The sequence below is a fragment of the Pseudomonas sp. AGC41 genome (assembly GCF_057334555.1).
Map to the genome: position 1 here is coordinate 6,815 of NZ_JBHFJB010000053.1, position 10,035 is coordinate 16,849.

General features: G+C 61.5%; 7 protein-coding genes. All 7 read right to left on the bottom strand.

Going from position 1 to position 10,035, the window contains the following annotated elements; genetic code table 11:
• Positions 1-60 precede the first annotated feature (60 nt).
• From ACE04F_RS10840 to alg8, 7 genes are read right to left on the bottom strand one after another with little or no spacing between them, the layout of a single operon-like run.
• Positions 61-1,185 carry a mannuronate-specific alginate lyase gene (locus ACE04F_RS10840; protein WP_486106604.1) on the bottom strand — a complete coding sequence of 375 codons (1,125 nt, stop codon included), beginning with the start codon at positions 1,183-1,185 and terminating at the stop codon, positions 61-63.
• 23 nt (positions 1,186-1,208) lie between these two features.
• Positions 1,209-2,660: an alginate O-acetyltransferase gene (locus tag ACE04F_RS10845; protein WP_486106569.1), complete on the bottom strand. Its 1,452-nt coding sequence runs from the start codon at positions 2,658-2,660 to the stop codon at positions 1,209-1,211.
• A 12-nt stretch (positions 2,661-2,672) separates the two neighbouring features.
• Positions 2,673-4,265: a mannuronan 5-epimerase AlgG gene (gene algG, locus ACE04F_RS10850; protein ID WP_486106571.1), complete on the bottom strand. Its 1,593-nt coding sequence runs from the start codon at positions 4,263-4,265 to the stop codon at positions 2,673-2,675.
• A gap of 26 nt (positions 4,266-4,291) precedes the next feature.
• A complete protein-coding gene (locus ACE04F_RS10855; protein ID WP_486106606.1) occupies positions 4,292-5,776 on the bottom strand; it encodes an alginate export family protein in 1,485 nt (494 codons plus the stop codon).
• Between the two features lie 5 nt (positions 5,777-5,781).
• Positions 5,782-7,266, bottom strand: a complete 1,485-nt coding sequence (gene algK, locus ACE04F_RS10860; RefSeq protein ID WP_486106573.1) for an alginate biosynthesis TPR repeat lipoprotein AlgK — start codon at positions 7,264-7,266, stop codon at positions 5,782-5,784.
• A gap of 15 nt (positions 7,267-7,281) precedes the next feature.
• Entirely contained in the window at positions 7,282-8,451 is a 1,170-nt protein-coding gene (locus ACE04F_RS10865) for an alginate biosynthesis protein Alg44 (RefSeq protein WP_305496605.1), read from the bottom strand.
• Positions 8,452-8,486: 35 nt separating this feature from the next.
• Entirely contained in the window at positions 8,487-9,968 is a 1,482-nt protein-coding gene (alg8, locus tag ACE04F_RS10870; RefSeq protein WP_370870998.1) for a mannuronan synthase, read from the bottom strand.
• Positions 9,969-10,035 lie beyond the last annotated feature (67 nt).

The window sequence follows — 10,035 nt, forward strand, 5'->3', positions numbered from 1 at the left end:
GCCGCTATCGCGAGCAAGCTCGCTCCCACAGGGTTCCTCTGCCAGGCAGAGAGCAAGGTGTCAGCTTCCTTTTTCACCTTTCTCCCGCGAAGGGTCATACACCCGGGTCAAGTCGCCGCCGAGGCGGAAGGTCTTGAACGGTTGCATTTCATGCTTGCGTTCGAGCACGTCCTCGGAGCAGGTGTAGAGGCTGCAGAACGGTTCGAGCCAGGCGAATTTCGAATCGATCTTCAGATCCTTCATGTCCTGCTCGTCGCCGTTCTTCTCTTCGAAGATGTCCGGATCTTTCACCCCGGCCAGCACCCGGTCGCCCAGTCGCTTGAGGGCGCCATTGTTTTCCTGGCGCAGGTCCACGCCATTGACCTGGGCGAAACTGGCGATCATTGCCAGTGGCGGCAGGGCATAGTTGTGATAGGACAGGGCGCGTTGCTTGCGCTTGAGCTCGTTGGGCAAGAAGCCTTCGGCGTCTACCTGGTTGACGCCGACCTTGTATTCCTTGACGGCCCAGTCGAACAGGTCGCGACGGTTGGTCGCCACGGAAGTCGCCATCACTGACCAGGCGGCCCAGTACGAGTGGTTGTTGGTCTTGTCCAGCGGCAGGTTGTCCCAGTCGCTGACCACCTGATCGGCCATCTTGCTGAACCAGCCTTCGATCAACTGCGCCTGTTCCTGATGGTTCGCCAGCGGGCGCGACTCGGAGAATTTCAGGCGCACATAGGCCGAAGCCATGCTGCCCAGCGCCCATTTGCGCATGGACTTGCCGGTGTGGTTGAAGTCCTTGGACATCAACGCATCGGCCTTGGCCCAGGCGGTCAGCCAGTTCAGGGTGCATTCCAGTTGCTCGGGGCGACCGTCGCGCATGAACTGCATGACCTGCTTGCTGATGCCGCGCTCGATCTTGGTGATGTCGGCAGTACTGTCGCGGAAGGCTTTTTCCGACTGCACGTTCAGCGTCGCGCGAGCCTTGTCGGAGCCCTCGTACTTGCTGCGAAACTGCAGCGAGCCGGTGTAAGGCGTCGGCACGGCTTCGCAGCCCTGGCCGCCGGCGCCTTCCTTGACCTTTTCAATCGGGGCGAAGTAGCCCTGCGGCGGGCGCAGTGGGGCCGCGGCCTGCGTGGCCCCGGCAAACATCGCCAGGGTCAGCAGCGATGGCGCCAACAGCGTTTTCAACGTTCGGGTGCGCATGGTTCTGGTCATGAGACGAGACCTCATTGTCCGATTTGAGCCGTTTGTTGCTCGGCTTGCGGAGATGCATTGCGTTTGCAGACTTTCGCTTCCACTTGCAGTGGCTCTTTACCGGCTTCAGGACCCTGGACCTCTAGAGCCAGGAGGTTCTGCGAGGCCCAGTCTTCGTCGGTGCGCAATTGGAAGGCGAAACGCCCGTCGGTTTCGGAGGTGTTCGGTTTTTCGATCTTGATGTCCTCGTGGCGCCCATTCATGTACCAGAGGGTGGCTTGCAAGGTTTTCACCGAGGTGTCGGCGAAGCGGATGTCGATCTGGTGACTGCCGTTACGCAGGTCCATATTCTTGCTGTTGACCATCAATTCGTTCTTGCCCGGCTTGAGCTTGGCCTTGCTGCTCATCAGCGCTGGCTTGCCTTCGCAACCGTTGTTGTCGAGCAGCGCCATCATCTGGCGATAGATGGTTTCCTGATCCAGGCGATACAGCGGCGAGAACTCCCAGATGAGAATCTTCGGCGGGTTCTTCTGGAACTCTTCGCTGCCCAGGTACTGGATCATCGCGCCCTCGAAACCGCCGCCCGGGAAGGCCACGTTGAGGATGTCGGCGCCGATGGCTTCTTGCAGGAAACCGGCGAAGTTGTAGTTCTTGCCGCTGTGGCTGGTGCCCACGAGGGTGATCTGCGGATTGCCGGAATCACCGAACAGGTCGCCGTCGCCGGCCTCGCCCTTGGGCTCGGTGGTGAACTGGTCCATGTACTGGATCGCGTAGCTGGTGCCGCAGAGTTGCCCTGCCATGTTGTGCAGGGTGCCGGTCTTGCCCATGCGGCCGGACTTCTTGGTCTCGAATTCCTGCTTGGGAATGTCAGCGAAAGCCGGGATCTGCTTGACCTTCTCGGCCACGATTTTCGCCGTGCGCTGGGCGCCGTATGGGGTCCAGTGCTGGTCGCCACGGAAGTAGAAGTCGTGGGCCGGCAGGGTTTCGGGCAGGTTTTCGTTGGTCAGTGGCGACAGGTCCGGCACCACGTAACCCATCTGCGCGAAACGGCCGAGCATGGTCTTGTAGTTGGCCAAGGCCTTTTCGTAGTCGAAGGACGCCTTTTCCTGCGGGTTGAGCTTGTTGCGGTTTACCAGGCCACGGGTCGGCTGGTAGACGATTACCAGCTCGACGCCTTTTTTCTTGAAGGCATCGTGCAGTTGCTGCATGCGCTTGTAGCCGGCCGGCGTGGTATTGAACTCGGTACGCAGGTCTTCCTGGGTACGGAACAGCCAATCGCCCTGGGCCTGGACCAGCGTGGTGAAGTTCTGCTGGTAGCGCGTGGTGTAGTTCTTCGCGTCATGGGCAGCCGGGCACAGGTTGCAGCAGGGTTCGGCGGTAAAGGTCGGTGCTTTGATTTCATCGGCGCGCGCGCCGCTTGCGGCGGCGAGAATGCCGGCAGTCAGGGCGGACAGGCCCAGAAGTTTGATCATCTGTGGGTTCATAAAGGTCATTCCTCAGTCCCGCATTTCGGTCTGGCGTTCGACAGGGTCGATCAGCACGGCTTTTTGCTGGCGCACCAGCAGGTCGAGGATTTCGTCCTGGCGTTCGCCAAGAATCCCCGTGAAGCTGATGCCGCTGGATTTGGTCGGCGCGAGCATGGACACGCGGTACAGCTCGACGCTCAACGGCGAGTCGATGGACAACGGGCCGCTGCCATTACCGGCCAGTTCACCGCCGACCACGATCAAGGAAACCTGGGCGTCGAACGGGTCGAGCTTGATGTCCCGGTCGGTGTCGGAAAGGTCCTTGATGTGGCCATAAAGACCGGTCAAGCCGTTGGCCATGGACAGGTTTTCGTAGAGGCGGATGTTCACGCTGTTACGAATCCGGATGCCGTGGCGGCGGTTGCTGATCACCTTGTTGCCCCACAGCAGGTTGTCACCACTCTCATAAAGCGTGATGCCGTCGGTGTGGTTCTTGTAGATCTCGTTGTAGGCGATCAGGTTGTTCACGCTGTTACGGTCGATCACCAGGCCCGAGAGTTTGTTGTCGTAGCTGCGGTTGTTGAAAATGAAGCTGTCGTTGACCTCACGGGAAATAATGATCCCGTGTTTTTTCTTGGTCCCGTAGACGGTGTTGTCGGCAATGATCAGCCGATGGGAACGGTCGTGGGGGTCGATGCCGTAGACGATGTTGTCTTTGTAGGTGTTGCTCTTGACCACAAAGTCGTTGGTTTCGTAGCAGTAGAAGCCGTACCACATGTCCGAGAACTCGGAACCGATGATCCAGCCGGTCGGTTCCGGGCGCTTGAGGACCTTGGCCATGTTCGGCGTGTACTGGGAAATACTGACGCCGTACGACTTACTGTTGGCGTAGCCGAAGCTGGCCATCTTGGTGTTGACGATGTAGGTCTCGGTGCCGCCCCAGGACAGCAGGAACGGCCGGAACTCGTTGGCCGAACGGAACGTCGCGGGGCCGTTGTCCTTTTCACGCCAGCCGGTGACCTTGGTGTCGCGGATGAACATGCGGCCATCGTTGACCAGGAACGAGCCGCCCTCTTGGGACAGGCGCAGTTCCTGGGTCTGCTTGTCGATTTCGAGGATGCCTTTCTGGCCGACCACGATCGGAATCCGCGCCAGGAATACGCCTGGCGAGGTTTCCTTGAGGTACTGCGCAGGCACCTTCTTGACCAGATCCTTGAGGTTCATGTAGCCGTCGTCGATGAAGATGGCCTGCGGGATGCCGTGCTGGCGCACCACCCACTCGGCCATCTTGTTGTCGCCGCCGATGAAGTCCTTCAAGGCGTTTTCCTGCATCATCCGCCGCACGCTGACCTTGCCGGGCTTGCTGCGCACGATCTTCGCCGCGACCGCTTCGGCGGTGTAGCCGGAGAGGTCGGGCAGGGTTGGCGCGGCCAGTTCCAGCGGTGCGGTCGGCGCGCTGCTGACGGTGTAGGTCTTGGCTTGCTGCAGTTCCTTGACCACGTTGCCCGGCTTGACCACCGGTTCAACGTTGGCGAACGCCGACGAGCCGGCCAGCAGCATGGCTGCGGCCAACAGGCTGATCGAACCTTTCATCGCCTGGCTGTTCCTGAGGTAGTGGTTCATATCGGGCACTCCCATGGCCGTTCGCATCAGAAGCGCCAGATCACGTCGACAAAGGCGCGATGCATGTACGAATCGACCTCTTTGCCGTAGGCGTCGCCTGGCTTGAACACGCCGCCACGAAAGCGCACCAGCGCCGACGGCTCATCAATCGATTGACTCAGCGCAGCCGGCAGCAGGCCTTGCTTGAAGTACTTGGTGACAACCAGGTCGACTTCCTGACCCAGGTCCTTGTTGCCGTCGCGCAGCGGCAGGGACGAGGTGGACAGGATTGCGCCGGTCACGTCATCGGTGTTGTTTTCCACGGCGTTGATGCCGTTGCTGCCCACTGCCTTGTTGCCGTCCACGCGCCAGAACTTGTGGTAAACCAGGCTGGCGTCGTATTCATCACGCAACTGCCAGGAACCGAACAGGCTGGCGCTCTGGGTGTTGGCCATCTCGCCACGGAACGCCTCGCCGAAACGATGCACGCGCGAGCGGGTGCCGGTGAAGTTCGAGCGGTTGCTCTGCAGGCCGTTCTGTTCGTAGTCCTCGCTGGCGCGGGCATAGGCTGCACCCACTTGCCATTGCGGGTCGAGGCGCAGGCGGATACCCAGGTCGGTGGCCCAGCCGTCGACGTCTTCGCTGCGCTTGAGCTGCGCGGGGCGGCTGCCGTCGGCATTGAGCGGGTTGACGGTGTCGCGGTCGCCGGTCATGCCGGTGACGCTTGCCCAGTAGTTGACGGTGTTGGTGTTGCGCCAGTTGTAAGCGTCGCTGTTGGCTTCCAGGCCGAGCCAGGTCAGATCACCGTTCTGGGTCTTGTCCAGGGTGTCGGTGGCCTGGCCCGGGACTGGGTAGTCGAGGCTGCCGCTGTCATGGCTGTGATGGGCACGGATCCCGGCCCATTGGCCTGGCATCCACTGATAGCCGACGTCACCGTAGACATGCATACGGTCCTTGTCCTGGGGCGACAGCTCCTTGAGGTCGGTGCGGTATTCGCTGAACCGCTCGGCGACGCCCAGGTTGGCGCGCAGCAGCGTGGTGTCGAAGGTCCAGTTCAGGGCTTCGATGTTGGTATCGCGCCATTGGCCGTCGTCATTGCGCAGGCGCTGGCGACCGAACTTCAACTGCTCGCCCGGATAAGGGGTCAGGCCCCGGTAGCCAATCCAGAATTCGCGCATGGCCAGGTAGCTTTTCTTGGCCTCGCGGTCGCCGCTGTCGGTTTGCTGGGTCGCGTCGTCCGACTGTTGCAGGGTGTCGGTTTCGATGATGTCGGTGGAGGTCACGGCCTGGGCCATGGCATAGGCGCTCCACGCACCGCTTTCGCCATAGATCCATGGACGCAGGTCGAGGCCGATGCCGTTGACGTCGCCACCACGCTGGGTGCCGAGGTCGCGGTCATCTTCGGACTGGCCGGTGATTTTCACTTCCAGGCCGAAGTTCTTGCTATCGGTCAGGGCCGCCAGGGTCGGGCAGGACCACAGCAGGGCAAACGACAGGCCAATACCAGCCTGTACAAAAGGATTGAGCTTCAAAAGCTTCATAGAGGTTCCTCGCCGTCATCTTCTTTTAGGGCTTGCAGTTCCAGCGTATCGGGGCTCATGGCGCCGCGAATGGCCTGCTCTTGTTGTAGCAGGCGTTGCGCTTGTGCAAGTTGTTCCGGCGGTAATTGTGCTTCGAGGGTCTGGGCAAGCTCGATGGCTTGCGGGGTGTTTTGCGCCTTGGCCAACTGGCTGAACACATAAGCGTTGACCGGGTTGGGCTTGGTGCCCTTGCCTTGGGAAAACAGCTGGGCAATGGCGTAGTCGGCGCTGTTCTGGCCGCTGCGGGCGGCCTTGAGCAGGTGATCCAGGGCCTTTTGCGAATACACCTGGCCCAGGTAGCCGCGACGGTAGATCTGGCCGAGGTAGTAATCGGCGGCCACTTCACGGCCCACGGCTTTCTGGAAATGCGCCTCGGCGACTTTGGCGTCGGCGGGTACCCATTTGCCTTCGTAGTACAGCTTGCCCAGCAACAGTTCGGCGCGAGGCTGGTCGGCGGCGCGGCCGTTTTCCAGGTACTGCATCATCTTGTCGACGTCGCCGAGCTCGGGGAAATCGTAGAGCAGTTGCGCCAGGCTGACCCAGGAAGCAGGGTTGCCGGGCGCGATGCCTTCGAGCAACGACTGAGCGGTTTTTTCGTCGGTCTTGCCCAGGCTGGAATCGGCCAGGACACGCGCGACACTGTCCACGCGCTGGGCCGAGACCACACCGCGAGCGTGGCCGGCTTGCATCTGCTTGATCAGCTCGGCCTGCTGTTCCGGCTGGCCGCGTTTCTGATAGACCGTGGCCAGTTCGACGTAGCAGATGTCGGTGGTCGCCAAGGCGGCCTTGCAGACTCTTTCCACTTCGTCCAGGTGCTGGTCGTACGTGCCCTGGGTGCGATAGAGCAGGATCTGCGCCAGGCCCGCTTCCGGATAACCGGCGCTGCGCCATTGGCTGATCTGCTGCTGCGCGTTGACGTTCGGGAAGCTGTGGGGATATTGCAGGTACAGCATCGCCAGCGGGATCAGCGTGTTGCCTTCACCGTTGGCAAAGGCTTTTTTCAACAGGCCTTCGGCTTCGTGCTTTTCAGCCTCGGTGGAACCGGGCTTGGCCACCAGCAGGCGACCCAGGCGAGCCTGGGCGCGCGGCGAGATGTCGGCGGCGGCGCGGTAGGTCGCCTCGGCCTTTCTCATCTGCTCGGGGTCGCGGCTGTCCACCTGGATATCGGCCAGGCCCACCTGGGCCTCGCTGTAGCCCAGGTCTGCCAGTTGCTGATAGTTCTGCTGCGCCAACGCCGTGTCGCCGCGCTTGAGGGCTTCGTTGGCCAGGCGCTGGTCGGGCAGGCCGGCGCAACCGGCCAGGCTCACGGCCAGTGCCAAGGCGCAGAGGGTCCCCACTTGGAAACGGGCTTGCGGCGCATCATCCTGACCGCGTTGATCCTTTCGCGAGCTGGCTCGCTCCCACAGGCTCTGTGGGGTGTTAAGGATTTTTATAATGGTCACGGGCATTTCCTCGACTTAAAGACCGACGGCCATGGCTTTGTCGATCAGCCAGTTCAAGTTCGGGCCACGGTCGCTGACGACTTCTACCGGACGACCGGCCAGCGCGCTGTCCAGGGCTTCGTCAGGTTGGATCAGCACACGGATATCGGAAGACAGGTCAGCGCTTTTCAGGCTGGTGCTGCTGACGATCTTGCCGGTGCGGGTGGCGTCTTCGCCGGCTACCTGGAAGCTGACCGGGGTGCCTGGACGCACGTCGCCGAACTGGCGATAGGAGAAGCGTGCCTCGACGTTGGCTTCGGCGCCGCGAGGAACCAGCTGGAAGATCACGTCACCCTTGCTGGCGTACTGGCCGTTGGAAACCAGTTGCTGGGCCACGATGCAATCGCATGGCGAGGTCAGGGTGCCGGTCATTTGCTTGCCGAACAGTTCCTCGACCTTGGCTGGCTGCAGCTGGTTGTCGTCCAGATGACCCTTGAGCACGTCGAGCATGCTGGTGCTGAAGGTCGCCAGCGGGGCGCCTTTGGCGGCCAGGCCGTCGGCCTTGACCAGGCTTTGCACGGTGCCGTCGCGCGGCATGGTGATGGCCATGCCCGGTACGTTGACGATGCCGGCCTGGGCGTGGCTGACGAAGTACATGCCGTACACCGACTTGAAGATGAAACCGAATGCCGCCAGGCCGACAATGAAGATGCCCAGGCTGAAGGTCACGGCGCGCAGGCGACCGAAGGCGCTCATGCCACCATTTTCATCTTTCTGCTTGCGAGCCTTGGTGAAGTTGTCGCGTTGCAGGGTCGCCAGCACATCACCGACGCCAACGATGTCGCCGGCAAGGTGCGAGGTGATGATGTGGCGCAGTGTCGAGATGTCCCGCGGCTCCAGGTTCTGGAACTGGCAACCGGCGCGGCCGGTCTGGCGGTCGTAGGAACGGATCTGCAATTCGACGTCCATGGCCAGGCCGAGGTTGTCGATCACGAACTGCAGACGCGCCTTGTAGGTTTCGCCAACCTTGAGCGGCAGTTGGCCGGCGTTGAAGCACAACCCACCGGCGGACAGGTCGAGGACCTTGACTTCCATCGGCGTACGGTCGGGGCCGAAGAAGCGCAACTTGGCTGGGATTTTGACCCGGGCGTGTTGGCGTTGGGCTTCGGATTCATGCACTACGTTGACATTCACGGCGGTGTTCATAGGGGCGATTTCCTAGTTAATTCATTCAAGTCCGGTCAGACCATCGTCAGCAGCACGGCGACAAAGATGCTGCCGGCGGAGAAGGTCATGGTCCGAGACGACCAAGTGTTGAACCAACGTTGAAAGCTGGCGAGATCACGGGTCAGGTGGGTGGGCTGGCGAGTCCAGGATTGTTGATCGAGGCGGAAGAACACGTAGATCTTCACCAGCGCGCCGACGATCTGGTTGTAATAGAGAATCGCCGGGTAGGCCGGGCCGATCCGGTGTCCGGAGCACGACAGCAGCAGGGTCAGGAGCAACCGCGTGATGCCGATCCACAGCAGGTACACCAGGATGAACGCGGTGCCGTACTTGACACTGGCGATGATCGCCACGGTCAGGCCCAGCAGCGAGGTCCACATCGACACGCGCTGATCGAACAGCACTACCGAGGTGAACAGGCCCAGACGTTTCATGCCCAGGCCCAATGCCCGGGAGTTCTGCCGCAGGTTGTTCCCGTACCAGCGGAACATCAGTTTGCGGCTCGCCTTGATGAAGCTTTTTTCCGGCGGGTGCTCAACCGTGTTGATGGCGGCGTCCGGCACGTAGAACGTGTCGTAGCCCAGGCGCATCAGGCTGAACCAGCTCGACTTGTCATCGCCGGTGAGGAACTTGAAGCGGCCCAGGCGCCAATGTTGCAGCGAGTCGCTTTCGACGTCGGCGATGAAGTCCGGGTTGGTCACCACGGTGGCGCGGAACACCGACATGCGCCCGGTCATGGTCAACACACGCTTGGACAGGGCCATGGAGCACATGTTGATGTGACGCTGGGCGAAACGCAGCTTGTGCCATTCGCTCATGATGTAGCCGCCGCGCACTTCGCAGAACTCGTTGGTGGTCAGGCCGCCGACGTTGCCGAACAGCTGGAACCACGGCACGGTCTTGCGCACGACACCTTCGGCGAGGACGGTATCGCCGTCGATCACGGCCACCACGGCGCGGTCGTCCGGCAGGTGGCGGGAGATGGCACGGAAACCGAAGGCCAGGCCGTCACGCTTGCCGGTACCGGGAATGCGCACGAAGTCCAGCTTGACGTGCTCTGGCGGGTTCATGCGGGCCCAGAGGCTCTTGACCAGCAGTTCGTCGGACATTTCCACGATGGAGCAGACCACGGTGGTCGGCAGCCCGCAGTCGATGGCTTCGCGGATGACCGAGCTGTAGACCTGGGCGGTGGTCAGCGCATCGATGCGGAAGCTGGTGACCATCAGGTAGACGTGGGACGGATCCGCCGCCTTGCCCAGCTTGCGCACTTTACGGCGCAGGTGTGGGTAGACGATGTACAGGAAAATCATGCCGCGCACGAAATGCGTCGCGCCCATGGAATAACGCCAGATGCCCACGGCGCCGATCAGGAAGATGAAATCCTTCGATTCGGAGTCGAACGTGGACGTGGGCAGCGCCGTGGCGATGCCCATCAATAAACTCAAGTAAAACAGCCAACCGGCGGCCTGAAGCAGGCCGTGCTTTAGCCTGTGCATAATCTGCATCCGTCTCTATCTCGGGCGGGCCTTGTGGGCGGCCCGATGGGTTAAGGCAGGCGAAAGG